The sequence below is a fragment of the Paenibacillus marchantiophytorum genome (genome assembly GCF_014640555.1).
GTDB lineage: Bacteria > Bacillota > Bacilli > Paenibacillales > NBRC-103111 > Paenibacillus_E > Paenibacillus_E marchantiophytorum.
The window spans coordinates 149,010-169,348 of sequence record NZ_BMHE01000011.1; the positions used below are offsets into that span (position 1 = coordinate 149,010).

Annotated in this window: 14 protein-coding genes; 1 reads left to right on the plus strand and 13 read right to left on the minus strand. The window is 46.4% G+C overall.

All coding sequences use genetic code 11. The features are described 5' to 3' along the window. Positions 1–130 precede the first annotated feature (130 nt). The 13 genes from IEY34_RS13535 to IEY34_RS13595 all read right to left on the minus strand — a co-directional run bounded on the left by IEY34_RS13535 (position 131) and on the right by IEY34_RS13595 (position 18,808). Positions 131–1,636, minus strand: coding sequence for an FAD-dependent oxidoreductase (locus IEY34_RS13535; RefSeq protein WP_189012371.1), 1,506 nt, complete (start codon positions 1,634–1,636; stop codon positions 131–133). A gap of 691 nt (positions 1,637–2,327) precedes the next feature. Then, on the minus strand, positions 2,328–3,275 hold the full coding sequence (locus IEY34_RS13540) for a sensor domain-containing diguanylate cyclase (protein ID WP_189012380.1): 948 nt from the start codon (positions 3,273–3,275) through the stop codon (positions 2,328–2,330). Positions 3,276–3,902: 627 nt separating this feature from the next. After that, on the minus strand, positions 3,903–4,595 hold the full coding sequence (locus IEY34_RS13545; RefSeq protein ID WP_189012382.1) for a M24 family metallopeptidase: 693 nt from the start codon (positions 4,593–4,595) through the stop codon (positions 3,903–3,905). 61 nt (positions 4,596–4,656) lie between these two features. Then, positions 4,657–5,013, minus strand: coding sequence for a hypothetical protein (locus IEY34_RS13550; protein WP_189012427.1), 357 nt, complete (start codon positions 5,011–5,013; stop codon positions 4,657–4,659). Then, positions 4,967–6,319, minus strand: a complete 1,353-nt coding sequence (locus tag IEY34_RS13555) for a sulfatase family protein (RefSeq protein WP_189012384.1) — start codon at positions 6,317–6,319, stop codon at positions 4,967–4,969. The genes IEY34_RS13550 and IEY34_RS13555 overlap by 47 nt, the downstream gene beginning before the upstream one ends. A 16-nt stretch (positions 6,320–6,335) precedes the next feature. Then, complete coding sequence (locus IEY34_RS13560; protein WP_189012393.1) at positions 6,336–7,841, minus strand: ABC transporter substrate-binding protein; 1,506 nt, start codon at positions 7,839–7,841, stop codon at positions 6,336–6,338. Between the two features lie 42 nt (positions 7,842–7,883). Continuing rightward, on the minus strand, positions 7,884–11,024 hold the full coding sequence (locus tag IEY34_RS13565) for a chondroitinase family polysaccharide lyase (protein WP_373291246.1): 3,141 nt from the start codon (positions 11,022–11,024) through the stop codon (positions 7,884–7,886). A 33-nt stretch (positions 11,025–11,057) separates the two neighbouring features. After that, positions 11,058–12,599, minus strand: coding sequence for an ABC transporter substrate-binding protein (locus IEY34_RS13570; protein WP_189012402.1), 1,542 nt, complete (start codon positions 12,597–12,599; stop codon positions 11,058–11,060). Between the two features lie 48 nt (positions 12,600–12,647). After that, positions 12,648–13,490, minus strand: coding sequence for a carbohydrate ABC transporter permease (locus IEY34_RS13575; RefSeq protein ID WP_189012403.1), 843 nt, complete (start codon positions 13,488–13,490; stop codon positions 12,648–12,650). A 21-nt stretch (positions 13,491–13,511) separates the two neighbouring features. Beyond that, positions 13,512–14,471: a carbohydrate ABC transporter permease gene (locus tag IEY34_RS13580; protein ID WP_189012404.1), complete on the minus strand. Its 960-nt coding sequence runs from the start codon at positions 14,469–14,471 to the stop codon at positions 13,512–13,514. Between the two features lie 157 nt (positions 14,472–14,628). Further along, positions 14,629–16,137, minus strand: a complete 1,509-nt coding sequence (locus tag IEY34_RS13585; protein ID WP_189012405.1) for a DUF3604 domain-containing protein — start codon at positions 16,135–16,137, stop codon at positions 14,629–14,631. 45 nt (positions 16,138–16,182) lie between these two features. Continuing rightward, positions 16,183–17,325 (minus strand): glycoside hydrolase family 88 protein, encoded by a 1,143-nt coding sequence (locus IEY34_RS13590; protein WP_189012406.1) that lies wholly within the window; start codon positions 17,323–17,325, stop codon positions 16,183–16,185. A 28-nt stretch (positions 17,326–17,353) separates the two neighbouring features. After that, positions 17,354–18,808 (minus strand): sulfatase family protein, encoded by a 1,455-nt coding sequence (locus tag IEY34_RS13595; protein WP_189012425.1) that lies wholly within the window; start codon positions 18,806–18,808, stop codon positions 17,354–17,356. A 257-nt stretch (positions 18,809–19,065) separates the two neighbouring features. Here IEY34_RS13595 and IEY34_RS13600 point away from each other — a divergent pair, with 257 nt between their 5' ends. Continuing rightward, a complete protein-coding gene (locus IEY34_RS13600; RefSeq protein WP_189012407.1) occupies positions 19,066–20,274 on the plus strand; it encodes an ROK family transcriptional regulator in 1,209 nt (402 codons plus the stop codon). Positions 20,275–20,339: the final 65 nt, after the last annotated feature.

The following is a 20,339-nucleotide window of genomic DNA, read 5'->3' on the forward strand; positions in this document are numbered from 1 at the left end:
GTATTAACGTTATCGAGTCATTTATAGGCGGAATGGTGATCATTTGTATGACATAACGCCTTGGGAATTCGTTAGATTTTCAAAACGAACGATTTTGACCAAATAAAGGTTATTGAGTTCATTAGGGGGACTACGGAAGTGTGAGCTTCCCCATATCGACCTGCTTGATTTGATCGCCAGATAGATTTTCTATCTTATTTTTCGCATCTGCACCACTCAGCGCAATCCTATATTTGTCCTTTAAATAAGAATGGATATCGTTCATTTCTTGTTCTGTTAGCTTAGTTAAGCCTGGTTCTCCTTTTAGCTTTCCTAGAATGAGACCAATAACTTCTGCAGCTAATGAAGTGTTGGCTTGGATGCGAGCACTGCCATAAGCGACGGCTGAAGCACCCACATTTTTACCTGCTAGAATGACGTTTGCATATCCTTTAGGAATAAAAGCGCGTAAGGGCATCCCGTACTTGTCAGGATCTCCGCTATGCTGACCCCACGTATGGGTTGCTGTTCCTTGCAGATCTATGGGGTACCCGCCAATACTGACGTTATCCCAGAACATTCTCCCGCTCATGAGGTCTGATGCTTGCAGGACATATTCCGTTTGGTAGCGGTTGTAATCACGAATGTATAAATAGTCCGGGTAGCCATTGATTTCGGCCTTTTCCCAACCGGGAAGTTGTTGGCGAAGATGAGGTAGGATTCGCACCGTTTCCGATTTCCCCAGGTTTAGTGCGCTCTGGATACTTTCCTTATTGGAAGGATCAACATTAAATAGTAAAAGAGCGTTGATCAGCACCTCTCCATCCCGTTGATTGATCGCATTTAACCCACGTAGAAATACTTCCTTGCTGCTTGGCGCGAACTCCCCTCCGACCTTACCGAAGCCCCATGTAAATTTATCAGTAACCGTCGTCGTGGAACCATACTTATCTTCAACTTCTTTTCTGGATAAATTATTGATTTCCGTTTGGAACTTCTTCCAATCCACATTGCGAAATTTCATCATAATCGAAGCCGCCATGTAGTCTTTGGATCCCCCGAATACGGTTTCGATCCCAGGAAGACGCGCTAATCCTAGATCTCCTGTTAACGCAGCGAAATCAGTATTCTCTACCCAATAGTTAGCGCTGATGGTTTTTTCTGAACCGTCTGCCGAGCGGTAAGTCATTGATTTAATGGTTTGCGTTGCCGCTCCATGGCCTTCATCCTTATCCACACGAATAATTGTGATACCAGATTCGATGGGAATCCCTTTAATAAGTGAATTATAGTACTGCTCGAATTCATTCGCCTTACGTATCTCACCTTTTTTATAACGGGTAAAAAGAGTCTTCACACTTCCTTGAAGCAGCGAATTGTTGTGGTCATCCACAGGTTCATCCAAAAACTGCATTTGACCTTGAATGAGCTGCCCTCCCGGCTTCTCCCGCGGATCCAAAACAACGACCGACAGCCCTTCATCCACCGCAGCCCTCGCCAAGTACATTCCTTCTATTTCTGAACCAATTACAACAACATGTGTTTGGCTGGAAGTATTCTTCTCCTTGCTAATCGGGACCGTCTCACTTTCACAAGCAGGCAACAATAATAAACAAACAAAAATCAATGCAAATACTAATCTCACGAGTCTCTTCATCGCTTCTCCTATATACATATATTGGATGTTGCTTTTATAGACGAGATTAGCACTCTAAAGTTCAATCGTGATCTCAAAACCTGTATGGTGTGAAGGGGCTTGGCGGGTTCAAGACTTAGAGCTTGCTGCCCCAAAAAAGGTAGCCTCTTCATAGCGACAAATCTTATTAAGAGGAACTCCAGTACGCTATCTAGGCAAAAAACAGGAATGCGAGGGCGGTAGCGGAACTACAGGGTCTTATTTCCACGAGAAGCGCTGAATTTCCCAGAAAACAGTAAAATAGCGTATTCCAGTTCCCTCAACCTCGCTAGAATGACACTTTGGGCCGAAATAGCGTACTGTAGTTCCCTCCCGAGCAAAGCCTCAGTGGTAACTCCTTGATTACAGAGCAGCCCTTTCTTATGTTAAACTGTCATTCCTCGTTAGTGTCTGTGAAGGAAAACTCCAATTAACTATCTCTTCTCTATTACTCCAATACCTTTAATCTCTTTCTTATCAAATTGATTTGACCCCTATGATTGATTTCATCCTCAAAAACGTGAAACCACATGAAATAATGATTGGCTTGTTTTTTATACCAGAACTCTTCTTCGGCGTATAGCCAGCTATCATCCACTGTTTTAAATAATTCAAATGTTCTGTTTCTAACTTCATTTAATTTATCCACATAATAAGTCAGATCATAGCTTGGCTAAAAAAATTGATAGGCATTCTTTCCGCTTGCTTTTGCTCGATATAAGGCATTGTCAGCATTTTTGAGTAAAACTTTCAAGTTGTTATTCTCGTTTGCAGCATACGTTACAATCCCGATGCTAGCTGACAGTTGAAGCTCCTCTAGCTGAGTATCCCAAGATGATAGTCGAGAGAGCACACTTTGCGCTAACTTACTAGTTTCTTCTTTGGAAGATATATCAATAATGTTAAGAATGAATTCATCCCCACCTAACCTAACGGCAAAACCATGATATTGCTGCACCAAATTTTCAAGCCTTAAAGCCACTTCCCTTAATACTAAATCCCCTGCATCATGTCCAAGTATGTCATTTATCTTTTTAAAACCATCTAAATCAAGAAAGAATAACGTTCCTCCTGTCGCAGGAATTTCTTCAAAATACTTATAAAGAAACTGCCGGTTATAAAGTCCTGTTAAGGAATCTCTATAAGCAATACGCTCTAGCTCTAAGTAATGGGAGAACAACTTCGCTATTCTTTGGAGCATTTGTATGCCCTTCACATTGAAAACGCTTGCATTTGTATGGACAGCACACAAAGTTCCGAATTCCTTCCCACTAGAAAGAATAATAGGTATCCCCAAATATGAATTAATGTTAGCTGCAATTAGTGCTTTTCGCAGATCATCCAAGTTAGTTTCTCTACTCATATCTTCAAAAATTAAAGGGAGGCTTTTTTCAAAGTCAATTCTGTTACAAACAGTGTCATTGCGCTCTATAATCATGCCTTCACTTATTTGAATACTCGTGTTAGTTTCAGAAAGCTTTAGAATAATTTGCTGTGTTTCTGTAAAAGTGGTTAAGTAAATTAACCTGTCCGGCATAAATTCTTTTGCCATGTCTAAAACATCCTTAGCAAGTTCATCAAAGTTTTTATAAAATTGAATTTCATTTAATGGAATTGGCATGGTATACACTCCTTCTATGTTCGTTTGTGCTTATTTAGGTATTCGCGGCATCCTAAGCAAGTCCTCCTGTTATTCAATAACCTCCCTGGGGATTGCTTCTCCAAATAGCCGAGAATCGATGTAACCAATGATTTTGGGGGCTAAAAGAACAGGAATGACAAAAACGGCTTTGCCGCTCTGAATGATGAGGCTCTTGCAAGCGACAAATTCTATTAAGGGAACTGTCGGTTCCTATGTGTCATCGCATAGCTCAAAGGGAACTAGGATCCGCTATAATGCTGAATCACGCCAAATTCCACTCCAAAAGGAACTACGTTCCGCTATTTCACCATTTTCCGGTCGGAATCAGCATAATCTGCTTAAATAGATTACCTCAGTTCCCTCTCATGCTGCTTTTACCCCAGTTCCCGCCATTTAGCGGATCATAGTTCCTTTTCACTCGACGGTTCTGTGTCATCACATAGCCCAAAGGGAACTAGGGACACTTTTTGCTAAAACAACGGATCGAGGTTCCCTTATCGAAGGCCGCCCCCTTTGATATCGGCAGCCTTCTCGGGAGCGCACGCTGTGCATCGCTATTCTCATGTTCTCCCCACAATCGGACGATGCTATCATCGCTCCGTTAGGTTAATCAACCGTTAATAATTGTTCGATAAACCCGCCAATTTCCAATTCCCGATCAACAAAATGGATCTCCAAAATCCAATCTCGCGGGTGACCGTTTGTATCAGGTTCTCTCATGGAAATATGATTGTCGGGATGAATATAGTTCTCAACTTCTTCTCCCTGGATTTCTTCGTGTGGGAATTCACCTATGAGATGACCTGCGTGTGGTCCTCCGAATTCCCAACCATATTTGTGGGCAAGATCACTAACAAAGGCAAATAGTTCACTACCTGTCATATTAGGTTTAGATTGAAAATAGGCTTTTCCTTCATCCCAAGCTTGTACAATATCATGACGTAGTTTTGTTTTAGTTGGATCTTCTCCAAGCACGTATGTCCGGCCGAAATCAGCCTCCCAATCTTCAAAAATCGGACCAAAATCAAGAAAAACAATATCATCCTCAAGGACAGTCAAGTCGGGAGGATTTTCTTTATACGGATGCAACGTATTTTTGCCCGCTCGGACAATACGTTTATGCCAGTATTTCTTAATTCCGAACATTTGGAACGCCAAGTCATAGATATCACGATTAATCTGCTTTTCGGTTGTACCGCTCCTTACTATATTCTTATCTTCGATCGCTTGGAAAAGTTCAGCCGCCTTCCTTTCAGCCTCTCGCAACGAAGCATGTCTATTCTCCACAAATGAATTCATATGTATCTCTCCTCTGTCTCAGTTCCTCTGGCTATAATATTATGCTCTATTTTTTCATCTATCAAGATTTGATGATATTATTGACATCGAGCTGTGATATTTTTTGCGACAATTCCTCGAATTTACTGCTCGATGGCAATTCGACGAAGGATATGAAATCACCACCGCCATACAAACATTGCATCGCGGATATCGGGATTCCTTGCCCCCCCCTAGGAGAAAAAGGCGTCCATCCCAAAGTGCTGGGATGAACGCCAACGGCGCTGCCGTTAATTTCCGTATACTTCGAACTCGTGAATGCGGAGTTTGCTGCGAACCGATCTATACTTACTAAGGGATACGGAAACCCCGCATATCTCAGCCATATTTGATCAGAGTGATCTCTGCAGCTCCTGCTGCTGCCCCCTCTGAAATTCATGCGCCCTCTCATTTTCAATCTCCGGTGAGCAAATACGTCTAAGCTCCGCTTCAAGTTCATCGGCCTTATGTGGATACAAGGCATACACATTGTGAAGCTCTTCCGGATCGTCCTGCAGCTGAAAAAGCTGGTGTGGTCCCTCACAGTAATGGATCAGCTTCCATTCACCTTTGCGAATCATAAAAGCCCCGCTTCGGGTGCCATGTCCATGATACTCTGAGAACACAACCCGTTCTGTTCCATCTTCCTGTATGACCTGCAGCGGCTGACCGACCCAGTGTTCGGGTCTTTCTGCCTTTGCCGCATAGAACAATGAGGATTGAATATCGTGGGAATCCACGGGAGTCTTCACTCGCTTTCCCTTCTCAAAATCAGGGCCTGCCGCAATGCATGGGATCCGTACAGAATCCTCATACAGCGAACATTTCCACCACATACCGAATTTACCGAGCATCTCTCCATGATCTGAGGAATAAATAATATTCGTATCTCCTTGGAGTCCCTTCTCCTGCACACAATCCAACAGTCTCCCCAACTGCTGATCGATAAAGCTAACGTTACCTAAATAGCCTCTTCTAAGACCCCTTATCTGAGCATCCGTAAATAAATCAGTTTGGAAATGGTCGCGAAGGTCCTGTGCGTATGGATGCTTCGCACTTTCCACTTCTTTACCGTAGCGAGGCAAGTCCGCTCCCTCCGGGTAAAGGTCCCACAATTCTTGGGTATTCCACTGAGGGAAGTGCGGGTTCAACAGGTTAATGGTTAAACACCATGGCTGGCTCAACGTTGGGGCCACCTGTTCGAGCCACTCGAGTGCGCCTTGCATGACCATAAGATCATCATCAAATGCGGTTTCCTTTACTCCGTAGCCGTCTGCTCTCTCAGCGGCATCCTGACGGATCGCTAGCGGTCTGCGCACGAAGTTGGTGTCACCAGGCCTCCGTTTCTGATCCTTGCTATAATGAATTTCGGAGAATCCCAGCTTGTCCCCTTGCTCGTAAACGTGCGTTTTGCCGAAGTGAGCCGTATAAACGCCCTGCTCCTTCAGTGATTTTCCATAAGTTGGAAAGTCGGTACGAAGTCCGACGCTGCAGTTGCTGTAGGCTTGAATATCATGTACTCGCCTGCCCGACATGAAGGCTGATCGGCTTGGAGAGCAAAGTGGTGAAGGACAATAAGCGTTTTCGTATAACGTGCCTTGCTCAGCCAAACGCTCAAGGTTCGGTGTCCGGAGGAAGCTGTGGCCAAATACCGATGAATAGCGAGGGTTGTGTTCATCTGAAATAAATAAGATGCTGTTACTCAAATGATTTCCTCCTCTGTCATTTAAGCTCTTTATAATTATTTGTTGTATAGTCTTTCTTCAAATCCCAGTTTGGAAATGCAAAATCTTTCAAATCCACGTTAGCGCCAGATGTCTTCACCTTGCTGACTGAATCCTCGAGGCCTTTGTTCAGCTTGTCGTTATATCCCTTCAATTGGGAGGAAGCATCTTTTTGCGCGCCTGACAACAAGGCCTGCAAAATTTCATTGTATCCGGGCTTAATCTTTGGCTGATCGATCGAGCTCAATTCGACAATAACTTTGGCCGTCTGCGGATTCCTCACTGCATAGTCCGGTCTCACTCGAAGCAAATCTTTATGGAGCTGAATGAACGTTTCAAATTCTGGATACGGGTACAGCGATTTGTTCGTATTAATGCTGTCGATTGGAGTTAAAGCGACCCCGCTCTTCAGGTACTTCTCATAAAACATCGGATCTGTAAAACCATTCTCGAGAAACATGCCTACTTCCTTGGAATGCTTAGTTTTGGAAGAAATCATATATCCCGTTGGATTCGAAGGAACATAATAATAAGTCGGCTTGCTGCCATCCGGAGTCGGTACAACGGCTAGACCGAATTTGGCTTCCGGCGTATCTCTTTTCAGAAGCCACATCCGGGCACGGCCGTCGATTAGGAACGCGGCTTTATTTTGACCGAATAAAACGGCAGCCTCTGCTAATTTTATCGTATACGACGAAGGGAGAATGCTTCCGTCCTGCTTCAGTTTTTGAAGGAATTCGAATGATTCAAGTGTTGCCTTACCATCATAGGCGTATTTGCCTGTCTGATAATTGAACCCTCCAACTTGCTCAGGCGCGACACCGGCGGCAAAAGCATTGACAGAGCCTGCTATCCCTGTTTCACCGCCGCCGAGTACGAGTCCGTACACATCGCCTTTGCCTTTTGCGGTGATAACTTTGGACATTTCCCGGAGCTCATCCCACGTTTTGGGGGGAGTTTCAGGATCTAGACCGGCTTTGCTCAAGACCTCCTTGTTGTAGTATAAAATAGACCCCAGCGTCGGTCCGGTTAACGGCCAGCTATAGATTTTGCCATCGATGACATTCACGCCTTCAGCAAAACTTCCTTCCAAGTACCTGCCTTTCCAGCTATCCGACACTAGACCGTCAAAGGGCAATACATGCCCGTTCGCAACAAAGGTACGAATATCGGAATTGGACGGCGTCTGGAAAATATCTGGGAGATCATTTGAGGTAATGGCGGCTTGGATGGCGGTGTTATATTCAGCTGCCGGCATATACCTGCCTTCAACCCGAATTTCCCCTTTGTTTTTCTCATTGAACTCGCTAATCATTCGCTGACCTGGGCTTTCCTCACCCTTCAAGAAATCGCTTAAACCCCAAACGGTGATGACCGTTTCCTGCCCATTGGGCGTATCCGTTTGCGCTGTACCATTCGGAGTGCTTTCTGAGCATCCTGCCGTGAGCAGCATAGCGGCTCCTACGGATCCTGCCGTGATAATTTGCCATTTCTTTTTTAACATGAGATCCCCCTTCCATTCATATTCAGCTTCAACGCAGAAATCTTATTTAATAAGCGCTGCTTCGATCGTCTTGCCATCCACACAATCAAACTCCAAAATGGTCGTTGTTGTCGTCGTACTTTTGACCCGAGCATTCGCACTAACTTCCTTCAAATGCCATACGCCACTAATCGTGAGCGTAACCTTCTTCAACACACTCGGTTGAATAACATCGTTGTCTGGTATGGTTTGATTCGTATATTTTGGAAGCCTCAGATCTGGGTCGGACATGCTCAGCGCAAGCTCATTGTTGTTGATCGTGTGAATCATCACGGTCACAGGATCACTGCTGCTTCGCAAAGCGCCGAAGCCAATCGGGGCTTTGCTGTTGAATATGGCATAGCCTGTTAGATTTTTCCCTGGCTCCGTATTTTGTACAATGTGGGCATTACTGTCCTTCTGCAGAACCTTGTATTGCATGTTGGCAGCGAAATCTGCTGTACCTTGCGCACCCGCTCCTACCTTAATCGCATACTCATATTCTCCTGCTGATGGAGCAGGACCATGATTAATATAAGCTGTTGTATAATTGCCGCTCGTATCTGCTGACCCTGAGTTATCCTTCGAATATTGCACCCCCCGTTGAATGACTACTCCTGATGAATTAGGCAGTACATAGCCATTTCCGTAAGGGTCTACTAGCCAAGCCTTTACATTGCCAGTAAGGGTCGTGTTCTGGGTTGCATTGACGATCGGAGTCGTCGAGTTGAGCCAGAACGGCGTTCTACTCGTGGGCATGTAGGTCTGAAACAGAACCGTTTCGGTGGCATGGCCAGCATCTGTGTTCTCAATATTTGATCCCAGATTGATTATCTTATCACCGAAGAAAAACACCGATTTATTGGCTTTAAAGCTCGTATCGAAGACCGTATCATGCAGGTTCATTGCGAATAGTCCGTATTGATTTTTAAACGTAACCCCCCCTACAAAAGTACTGTCAGTAAATGAGCGCGTGGGACCTGTTGTTGAAAGGGCCAGTTCAGGCAGCGTCAAATGCTTAATGGTAGTTCCCGGCCAACGACTCCAGTCCCAGCCAGCGCCAACATGAATCCCACTTTCCACAATACCCGAGGTTGGGCCGTTATTAATAATTTCCAAATTGCCATAGCTTTGATAACGTCCATACAAGTTTTGCGATAAATTTTCTGTCGTTTGTGGATTATACTTGTTAGAGCCCTCAAAATCCCATACATACTGGCTCCATCCTTTTAACCCCACAAGGCTTTCATTTATGCGGTTTATCGCCAAGGCCGCGTAGGGCTTCACCCAAAATCCTTGAGGACTTGGTTTCGGACTATATCCGGCTTTGGACAGATTGTCAGCTAGCTGGAGCCCTCCGAGCGTATCCAGATAAGCTACGCCATAGGTGTCTGCCGACTGGAATAGCTCTGTTGCCAAAAGCGGTGACTGCGGGTCCCAAAATCTCATAAACGTTGAAGCCAGTTCACTGTCTACTGGATTTTTGGCAAGTGCTAAATACGCATAAGCGGGCAGCATTCCTGTGATAGCCCTTGTTTGTGCCGGGAATCTGCCTGTAGCCCCGATTGGCATATCGTATTTATTAGATACTAATTCTTCTGTAAGCAGCCCGGTTTTAATATTATTAAAAGCTTCGTTAGATAAGGCAAATGGCGTTCCACCAACAAAATAGGCAATAAGGGATGCCATGTGGAGGGCATCTGGCCCATATGCGTTCATATACGTGCCTCTATGATGAAACAGCGTGCCGTCTGGCTTAATCGTATCCGCATATCCTGGCGCAATTTGCAAAGCTTGCTCGTACATGCCGAGAAGACCCTTCATATATTGCACTTTTTTCGGCGTGTTATCTAAGCCCAGTACGTAAACCAAATCGTAAATAAATTTCGTTCTAAACTCATCTGAAGTCGTTTCCTCGTATACCGAATTATCGAATGTTTTACCAAAATTAGCGTACCAGAAGCTTGTTTTCAGCTCCCTTTCATAAATACCAGCTGTTTTCAGTTCATTTCTCATTAAATAAATCGCATGAAAATAACCGTTGTTCTTATTCGTCTCATGATCTTGGGTACCCAAAGCACTGCCATCCGCCCAGCCCTGATCATTCATATAATCGAGAACATTCATAACCTTCTGCTTGCTTGCCGCATTGCCATTGATTTTATAGTCAAACACTAAGGGAAGAAGCACTCTTTTGCTAACATCCTCACCGAATTTAGGCAAATGAGGATCTCGACTTGCGTATAGCGCATTACCAGTGATTGTTCCGTCCGCTTGTCTTACAATATTCAAGCCATTATAGGCAGCAACGCCTGCTGTAATGAAAGTTTGAAGCGAATCGTATCGCGTTTTCAAAGGCCCCGTCAATCCTGCGTACTGAAGGGCATCGCCGTAGATCCACTTCTCATATTTACTGGAAATGAGACCAAACGCATCAATTTGCGGCTGTGTGATCGTAGGTTCAAGCGGAATGGTAGGCGTCTGTTGGCTATAATAATATACGTTATCCCAAGTACCAGCCCCTACATCAATCCCTGGCTTAGGCATCTGATAATCCGCTGATCTCACTTTAATCATAGCAGCGGAGAACTCTAGATTATCGAAATATAAACTGCCCGAGGGTACCGATGCGGGGGGAACGATCTGCATGACTTCCAGCGCATTGCTTTGGCTTTTGGTATAGGCGGGATTATTTCCTTCCTCTTGGAACCTTACCCAAATCGCTCTCCAGCCCTTGAAGTTCAAATTGGCACTGAACGTGTAATGATAGATTCCGCTATTAATTTCCGTCGTTTTGCCAAAATTAAAAGTGACTTTATCATTAACTGGCGTTTCGTTGTAAATCCATAATTTCATACCGCCATTTTTGACATTGGCTGCTGCCAAATTGCTCGGTTGTGTATCTCTCAGCTTGGAGCCGTTCGTCCACGTCCACAGGAGGGACTTTTGACCATTCTTATAATGTTTGGCCGACAATGCCTGTGAACCGCCATTCTCTAACGTCCATGTCGAGGGCACGGCATTTCCTTCGAAAGATTCCGTCTTCGAGTAATCGTCAGCAGCTAGCGCTTCTTGCGGCACAGCAGTCAAACTTGATGAAATGACCAGCGTAAATACAAGGAGACTCATCATTAATCTCCATTTCCGTGCAAACTTTTTACCCACATTCATCACGTCTCCATTATCTTATTTTGAAATTTACTTCAACTGACTATAATCAGCTGTGGTGTAGTCTTTGGCAGGGTCCCAATTCTGAAAAACAAAGTCATTCCGACTTACATTTACGCCTGCGCCTTTTACTTTATTTATCGCGTCATCCAGGCCTTTGTTTGCTTTTTCGTTATACGCCTTGAGCGCGCCTGGCAAATCTTTCTGTGCGCCTGCCAGAGCGGCCTGCAAAATCTCTCCGTAGCTTGGCTTAATTTTCGGCTGAGACAGTGCGCCTAGCTCTACAATGACCTGCGCCGTTTGTGGATTTCTTACTGCGTAGTTCGGACGCTCATGCAATAAGTCCTTATGCAACTGAACGAACTGATTAAATTCCGGATACGGGTACAAAGCCTTGTTGTTATTAATACTTTCGATCGGTGTCAAAGCAACCCCGCTATTCAGATATTTCTCGTAAAATAACGGCGCAGCGAAGCCATTCTCGATAAATTGACCCACTTCTTTGGCATGCTTTGTTTTAGCAGAGATCAAATACCCCGTACCACCTGCACGCGTATAAAATGAGCTCGTCTTGCCGCCATCTTGTGTAGGCACTTGCGCTAGCCCGAAATGCGCATCTGGCGTATCTCGTTTAATAATCCACATCCGTGCCCGACCTTCAATGAAAAATGCGGCTTTGGCTTGTCCAAATAAGACAGTCGATTCGGCAAGCTTCATCGTGTAGGAGGAGGGTAAAATGCTGCCGTCAATTTTCAATTGATTCAAGAAATTGTAAGAGTCAATCGCAGCTCGCGAATCAAAGGCATAGGTTCCCGTCTTATAGTTAAACCGCGAGGCGCCATCACCAATTTCATCCTTCGAAATTCCCGCTGCGAGTCCGTCGACGATTTTATTAATCCCTGAAGCCGTCGCGCTCTCTCCGCCAGCGAAAACAAGTCCGTAAACATCACCCTTCCCCTTATCGGTTACGGTCTTGGACATGCTGCGCAGCTCATCCCAAGTCTTTGGCGGTTTCTCCGGATCGAGACCTGCATTTTTCAAAACATCTTTATTGTAATAAAGAATCGTGCTCAGTGTCGGACCTGTTACGGGCCAAGCGTATGTTTTTCCATCAATCACGTTAACCCCTTCTGCGAAAGAGCCCTCGGCAAACTGCTTCTTCCAGTTGTCCGAAACCAGACCGTCGTAAGGAAGCGCCCAGCCATTCGCTACAACCGTTCGAATATCTACGTTCTGTGGCGTCACGAACACATCTGGCAACTCGTTCGAAGTTGCGGCTGCTTGAATCGCGGTGTGATATTCCGCCCATGGCATATACTTAGCTTCAACGCGAATTTTCCCTTTGTTCTTTTCGTTGTATTGCTTCACCATACGCTGGCCTGGGCTTTCCTCACCTTTCAGAAAGTCATCCCCGCCCCACAGCGTGAGCACGACTTCTTTGCCGCTTCCTTCTGCTGCCGAAGGTGTTTCGTTTGCCTTTTCCCCATTTCCCGTGCTCCCCGAGCAGCCGCTCAACAGGAGAGCGGTACCTACAGTGAGCGTACCCCACATTTTCAATTTTGCTGCGATCATTTGTTATAGCCTCCTTTGTTCAAATAAAGTATCTGATTTCACTTCTATTTATCCTTTAACCGCTCCAGCGACACCCTCGATAAAGTAACGCTGCAAGGCAATAAATACGACTAAGATAGGTAATAATGAAATGCTGGCCGCCGCCGCCATCCCTGTCCAATCCATCGTCTGTTCGCCGACGAATTGGAACATGCCGACACCCAAGGTACGCAAATTGGGCTTAGACAGGGTAAAAACCAAGGGCATAAGAAACGCATTCCATGTCCACATGAATTGCATGATCGCCGCAGTGGCTAACATCGGTTTGGACAGAGGCAGCATAATTTGAACGAACGTTCTGATAAAACTGCTTCCATCCATCTCAGCAGATTCATCTAGTTCTTTTGGCAAACCCCGAAAATAAGCCACGAACAACAGAATGAATACGACGTGCCCCCCGCCGACCTCCGCCAAAATGATTCCCCAAAGCGAGTTGTTGAGCCCAAGCATATTCACAAGTGTATACACTGGAATAATGGTATATCCCTTCGGCATGAACATCGTGGCAGTAATGGTGGAAAGGAAGATCAGTCTCCCGCGAAAACGAAAACGGCCAATGGCATAGCCCGTCAATGAGCTTACAGTAACAACAATGCATACGACAGCAAGCGTGACGATTACAGTATTCCAGAAATATACGGAGAAATGCGCTGTCTCCCAGGCTCGTTTATAGTTGTCCAACTGAAACTTATTAGGCAGCAGCGCAATGCCCGAGGTGATATATTCGGTGTTCGTTTTGAACGAAGCCATCACCATCCATATGAATGGATAGATCCATATCAAACCTAGACCGATCAGCACGAGGTGAACAAGTCCAATGAACGGCGAACGACCGGCTATTTTTTTTATCATTGTACGTTTATCCTCCTTAACCTAATGCTGGGCGGATTTGCGTCCGCCAGTCAGTTTGACTAGCAAGCCCATCAATAAGGAAATCACCATGACGACAATCCCATAAAGCACTCCCGCCGCCGACGCAAAGCCGACTCGCGCCTCGCCTTTTCCCGAAAAGGCATACCGATATATATAGACATCCACCATATCTGTCTTGAACGCGGGACCACCGTCCGTCATTGCTTTAACAAGATCGAACACATGCAGAGCGTTCACCGCCGAAAGGAGCAGAATTACACTTCCTACGGGGATTAACAGCGGTACCGTAATATAACGGAACAACTGTAGGGCAGAAGCCCCGTCAATTCGCGCAGCCTCGAATAAATCCTTCGGCAGCGACTGGATGCCTGCAAGCCAGTAAATTAGCTTCATACCAAAGCTTTTCCAAATCCCTACCAAAATGACAATCAGCATCGCCGTGTCCACCGAGCCCAGCCAATCAATTGGTTTGTCGATCAGCCCAATCTTGAGAAGCACTTCGTTAAACATCCCTTTGTACGCGCCAAATAGGAAGCGCATCACCAATCCAACGACGGCCGTTGTCGTAACAACCGGAAGAAAGATCAAGGTACGATAGAAAATTTTTCCACGCATCCAGCTGGCATTTAGCAGTAACGCCACGAGCAGGGCGATGGGTACCTGAATGGCAACTAACCAGACCATGAAAACCAAGCTGTTGCGAAATGCATTCCAGAATATAGGGTCTAAGAGGGTTTCCTTAAAATTATCAAACCCGACGAATTCATTTAGTGGTCCATAGCCATTCCAGTTGAAAAAGGCATATAGATAGCTCATAAAGATGGGATATATCGTGAACAACAAAAACAGTAGAAGCTGCGGCGCAATAAAGAGCAAACACCATAGTTCCTTGGTTGTGCGGTAATGAAACTTCAAGCGCGTGCGTTTAGCACGCTTGTTTGGTTGCGGAGCAGCCTCCATTTTTACATTCCCCCTTCTACGCCATTTAATGACTGGCTCAAGCGTTTTTTAGGCACAAAAAAAGAGACTCTTCCCTTGGCAAAATACCCAGGAAGACGTCTCCGGCGGTCCGGTCAATCGTCTTATGATGATAGTAGATCCAAGCAGCGAAGCCATCTTATTCAGCCAGTGCATAGATAGGTGAAATCCAAGCATATTGCCCATTGACTTGGCGAATTTCCACATGATAGACATCGCAGTCCGACTCGACGCTATCGTCGTTCCATGCTTCCTTCACCGTATACTGATGCTGCTGAACAGCTCGATGGATCATGAAAGCTGCGGAATTGTATGCCTGCAGATGGGTGGTCCGGTTGCCTTCAAGCAATTCTCCGATTGTTGCCGTCATTGACTTTCCATTTAGCTCTACACGAACCTCTGTATGTTCATTGCCTTCTACCTCAAGAATCAGCCCCGCTGTATGTGGGTGAAGTGTGGTCGGATTGCGGAAAGTGGTACAAGTCCACTCTACGCAAGAATCCGTTTGACTAACAATCGCATTACCTAGCGCATTCATGGTTGGATCATCCTTGATATCAGGCGTCGGAGCCAGAATACTGCGTCCACGGAAGCACGTTTCCACGGAGCGCAGTTGTCCACCTGCTAAATCTGCTTTCCCCTGCCAAGCCAAGCCATTTTTCGCGTTGCCCCATCCCGACTCCACCTTTATTTTGTAATGGTTAGCAGGAGTCTTCGATAACGCTGCCTTGTCTGCCAGCAGCTCGCCGTTAATGATTTGGTGTGGCTTCAAGTTTTTGTAGACGACAATTTTATCAATTTGATCACAAGCCGTTACTTCTAATTCCAACCGCCGATGGTTGGCCTTCACTTCGCTGCCCATCGGAGCTCCGTTTAGTGTGAATCTACAAGCGATTTTATCCCCTGTCACCGCATACGTCCTGCGTGCTAAGAGAGCTTCCCAGATCGACTCTCTCGTTTTCGCTTCCGCCCAAACCGCCAGACGGCCGTCACCATAGGAACCCGGATACCCCGCATGATGATCCGTAGACCCAACGAATCCGAATCGGTGCTTGAGAGCTAATGCCGCATACACACTGGATCTTGAATCTCTCGGCCCCATATCATGGTAGTAGGGATAAGGACTATGATCCGACATGCCGCTGCCGTGCTTAGAATACACTTCAACTATGGGGCTGACCGATGAATTAAAGCTGCTCCAATTTCCCCCTCGATAGCCCGGCGTGTACCCAACATGATGCGGCACTGCAATGACTTGGTACGAACTCAATTGCTCCAATATGACTGGAATGGAACTACCCTCGACTAACGGAAGATCATCGTCTGGAGATAGGAAATGATGGTCCCCGTATTGGCTGGAGTGCGCTTCGTAACCTTGGAAGGTAACGAATTCATGCGGCACATTGTAGGTCCGCACCGTGTTGCGAACCTGCTCCCAGTCTCTGCGCAGCTTGGCGAAGCCTTCCATGTGAAAATCAACTAAATACTCCAATCCTTCCGCGCGTGCGGGCATATCATACCAGGAGGCGTGTCCAATAATCGCACAAAAGTCCAACTGGCCTTTAGCCGCCTTCAAAGCATTGTCCAAGCCGCCGAAGCCGTAGCTGATGCCACAGTGATTATGTAAATCTCCCCAATATATATTCATCGTCGATCGTCTCCTTGGTAGGGTAGCATGTTAAGGTCTTCTCAATTACCAAAATGTCTCCATCTGTCCCCGCAGCTTCGCAAGTGCTTCAACGAAGAAATAATCACCATAGATCAAGCCAACGTCGATATTTTTATTAGCTGGGTAATTGCCCGTGCCATGAAGTAAAATCGCTTCATCCTCAAGATCCCACACCGCGTAATAATCGCTTAGGGATCTCATCATTCGCCTGGCGGCCGCTTCATAGTGGCGTGACCGCTCCGTATCTTCGCATCGAGCCAAAAGCAGCAACCCGCTTGCGGCGATCGCCGCCGCAGAGGAATCTTTGGGCGCCCCTTCCTCTGTCGGCAGCCTGAAATCCCAATAGGGCACGCTGTCCTCAGGCAAATTGGCCAAATAGAAATCGGCCACTCGCTGGCTGCCATGCCTATATTTTTCTGCCTTCGTATAGCGGTAGCATAAGGCTAGACCGTATATCGCCCACGCTGCGCCTCTTGCCCATGCCGAGTCAGGCGCGTAGCCTTGACCGCCCAGCGCTTCGATCCGTTGTCCGGTTTCAGGATCAAATGAAACGATGTGGCAGCAGGAACCATCCTCTCTTACAAACTCACGGAGCACCGTATCCGCATGTTCAGAAGCTATATGCTTGAACCGGGGATCTCCAATCTCCTCGGAAGCCCAGAATAGCAAGCTCAAGTTCATCGTGCAATCGATAATTGCCCAACCGGCATTTCTCTTCTGTCCGATGCCCGCATAATCGTTCCAAGCTCGGATATACTTGCCGCGCAGGTTGTAGCGCCCCGCAAGCCAAGCCGCCACTTTGAGGGCTCGAAGCCTCGAAGCTAGATTGCCTGTAAGCTTATAGTTCGCTACTGAAGCAAGCGACCAAATAAAACCGACATCATGGTGCAATCTCATGAATTCTTCGATAGATGTATCGAGCCTCCGCTCGCATTGTTCCGCCAGTTCACGAAAACGCTCTTTGCTCGTATCCCGATAAACGAGCCAGAGCAGCCCTGGCCAGAAGCCGGCCGTCCAGACATGAGAATCAGTGCGGTCATACATTCCATCACGGGATACATGAACAAATTCACTGCCAATGGTATCACTTGCTTGCGTCATCTTCGCAACTGTTTTCCGCCAAGTCTCTTCTAACCAATCTTGGTCCTTGTCAGCTTCCGTTGACATCCATATCATCCCTTCTCGACCTTGAACGCTACGCTTGAAAGGGGGCATAATCGGCTAAGAACCGCTCATACAAATCCTCAGGCAATTCCAGCAAATCACCAGTCACTTTCATGTGTGCCCTTAAATGCCCAACCATCGTTAGAATCCGTATACGCTCCCCCAATTGGTAAGCAAGGTTGCACATCTCCTCAGGATCAGCCTGTATATCATACAGTTCAATAAATATCTCATCTTTAAAAATATCCACAATGAGCTTATAACGTTGTTCCACAACACAACGTTGGAAGTTGCTCCTTGCCCCGTTTCCGTCAAATTGGATAAAAATTCGTTCTCTCTCCAACCGCTTCTTTTCACCCCGGATGAGCGGCATCAGCGTAAGGCCGGAAACTCCTTCAGGCGGCTCGAGCCCTAAGTAATCACAGAGCGTTGGGACAATGTCCACAGCGCTGACAGGGTCAGTGATTCGTTGAATCGCCGGAGATAAGCTTAGTGGAAATTTCAGAAATACAGGCGTCTTCACAGCTTCCTCATACATGCACATCTTTTGCCACAGTCGGTGCGAACCGAGCATTTCACCATGATCGCTTGCAAAAATGATAAGTGTCTCATCATACATGTCCTGGCGCTTCAATTCAGCAATCAGCTCACCGACACAATGGTCGAGTAATGCGACGAGGCCGAGGTAAGCCTGCCAAATATGCTGCCACTCCTCACGGGTGTAAGAGCTTCCTAACATGCCTGGCAAATTATAAAGCTGAAGAGGAGATTGGTTATTCCCCCACACACCTACGTTATTAGGCAAATCCGCTTCTTGAACCATGGAATACCACGGATCGGGTATGTGTAGAGGAGGATGCGGGGCAAGAAACATCGCATTGAGCGCAAACGGCTTGCTTTGATCGCGATTCCGAATCGCATGCAGAGCATCACGAAGAATAAAACCGTCGTAAAAATAATCAAGTCCCTCATCAAATCGGCCCACGGTGGGAATCGAATAGTTCCGTTTGCGTGTCACCCTCCCGTAAACAAGCTCGGGGACAATACCTCGATAAGCCGAGCCCCCTGGCTTCTTCTTTCCCTCTTCCTTCAGGAACGCTTCATAGCGTCCTTCAAGCGGAAGCCAGCGCGTCTTGCTGTCCGTTAATCGTTCCAGCTTCGGATCGGTGAATAGGTGCTGTTTACCAGTATGCCAACTGTCCCAATCCTGCTCCAATAGATCATACCAATGGACATGTTCGGAGAGAACATTGCCATAGTGTTTCTCCTGTTCCGTCCACGGATTAATAAGTGAGCCATTCACATTCGGGTATTTGCCAGTAAGGAAAGCGCCTCGAGCAGGCACACATAAAGGAGATGCGCAATAGGCCTTCTCTACGTCAACACTCTCTGATCGAAGTTGATTCAAGTGAGGGGTATGCGTGCCAAGCGCGTCCCATCTCAATTGGTCAGCCATAATCAAAACAATATGAGGGTTATCATTCATCACTTTCCTCTGCACTCCCCTCATGCGAATTTTCCATTTCCCGGTTCATTTATTCGTATTAATCACATTGAAATTATCGGATTTAATACAAAACGATATTTCAAATTGATCTTACATTACAATTATTACTTTTGTCAATATTTAAACATACTATTTTATAAACTATATAATAATGTGCCCTGTCAGTTGGTTCCTCATTGCTATCTTGTGCTGATTTTGTTATTTTTTAAGTACCTCGATAAGCGGAAGGAATTTCTATGGATCATATTCGTAAGGTTGTGGATCAAAAAGGCAGTAAAACGACCATCATTCAAATCCTGCGCGTCTACGGCACCATGTCTCGCATTGAGCTAGCCAATCAGACGGATTTAAGCAGAGCCACCATATCCATCTCTATTCAGGAATTAATTGAACTCGGCTTGGCGCAAGAAACTGAACTCCGTCAATCCACTGGAGGCAGGCCCCCAACTAATTTATCCTTAGTTCCGGGTTCGCATCTTGTGCTGGGTGCTGACCTCAATCAGCAAGGCTGGATGCTGGGCGCTTTTGATCTTCTGGGCAATACCATAGACAGTCGGCGGATTGCAGTCAGCCCCCTCACCCAAGAGGCCGCTTATCGCGCATTAATTGATGAGCTGCCTGCCTTTATTTCAAATTTAGGCAAAAGTCACATTATCCCCTTGCTTGGCATCGCCATGCCTGGCATCGTAGATTCTCATCAAGGCATCTTGCGCAGCTCAGCTGTGCTCGGATGGCAGCAAGTGGAATGGGCAAAGTTATTCGAAAAAGAGCTTGGTTGGCAGACGGCTTTACTTAACCGCAGCCGCGCCCGAGGGTTATCCGAGTGCCGCTACGGAGCAGGTAAACATTATAATCATATGATCTATATCGGCATAGATGCCGGTATTGGCGCAGGTATTTACGTCAATCGCGAACTCATTCATGGCGCTAATGGCGGAGCTGGGGAAATCGGACATACGACCGTTACTGAAAACGGCCCTCTCTGTCCTTGTGGGAACACCGGATGTCTGCAAACGGTAGCAACCTCCCAAGCGATAGAGCTTGAAGCGCGCAAACAGCTGCGTTTAGGCGCGACCTCCTCCTTGCAGCTGCAACCCGATTTCGACTTACAACTCTTGCGAGCTGAACATCTATGTCAAGCGGCTGAAAACGGAGATGTGTTTTCGGAGCAGATCATTCATAAAGCTGCTGCATACCTAGGGACTGCCTTAGCCAATCTGGTGAATCTGCTTAATCCAGAAGCCATTATTCTCGGAGGGCCCATTCCAAAAGACAGCTTCCTGTACGTAAAAATAGCGGAGACCGTTATGCGTCAACGCGCAATGAGCACGCTCTCCAAAAGCACAGATGTGAAGATTGGACAGTTTAAAGATATCGGCGGCGCCCTCGGGGCAGCCAATTTCGTCCTTGACAAGCATCTGTCCTTCTCGCATCTTACTCCCTGAGATAGTTAAGACTAACGTTTCTAACGAAAAAAGGAAGCTGCACAGCTACAGCTAGCTGCGTAACT

Excerpts from the sequence above, each read along its gene's own strand:
- IEY34_RS13535 (WP_189012371.1), bottom strand. The coding sequence starts at position 1,636 with ATGAAGAGACTCGTGAGATTAGTATTTGCATTGATTTTTGTTTGTTTA.
- IEY34_RS13540 (WP_189012380.1), bottom strand. The coding sequence starts at position 3,275 with ATGCCAATTCCATTAAATGAAATTCAATTTTATAAAAACTTTGATGAA.
- IEY34_RS13545 (WP_189012382.1), bottom strand. The coding sequence starts at position 4,595 with ATGAATTCATTTGTGGAGAATAGACATGCTTCGTTGCGAGAGGCTGAA.
- IEY34_RS13550 (WP_189012427.1), bottom strand. The coding sequence starts at position 5,013 with ATGAATTTCAGAGGGGGCAGCAGCAGGAGCTGCAGAGATCACTCTGAT.
- IEY34_RS13560 (WP_189012393.1), bottom strand. The coding sequence starts at position 7,841 with ATGTTAAAAAAGAAATGGCAAATTATCACGGCAGGATCCGTAGGAGCC.
- IEY34_RS13570 (WP_189012402.1), bottom strand. The coding sequence starts at position 12,599 with ATGATCGCAGCAAAATTGAAAATGTGGGGTACGCTCACTGTAGGTACC.
- IEY34_RS13575 (WP_189012403.1), bottom strand. The coding sequence starts at position 13,490 with ATGATAAAAAAAATAGCCGGTCGTTCGCCGTTCATTGGACTTGTTCAC.
- IEY34_RS13580 (WP_189012404.1), bottom strand. The coding sequence starts at position 14,471 with ATGGAGGCTGCTCCGCAACCAAACAAGCGTGCTAAACGCACGCGCTTG.
- IEY34_RS13585 (WP_189012405.1), bottom strand. The coding sequence starts at position 16,137 with ATGAATATATATTGGGGAGATTTACATAATCACTGTGGCATCAGCTAC.
- IEY34_RS13590 (WP_189012406.1), bottom strand. The coding sequence starts at position 17,325 with ATGTCAACGGAAGCTGACAAGGACCAAGATTGGTTAGAAGAGACTTGG.
- IEY34_RS13595 (WP_189012425.1), bottom strand. The coding sequence starts at position 18,808 with ATGAATGATAACCCTCATATTGTTTTGATTATGGCTGACCAATTGAGA.
- IEY34_RS13600 (WP_189012407.1), top strand. The coding sequence starts at position 19,066 with ATGGATCATATTCGTAAGGTTGTGGATCAAAAAGGCAGTAAAACGACC.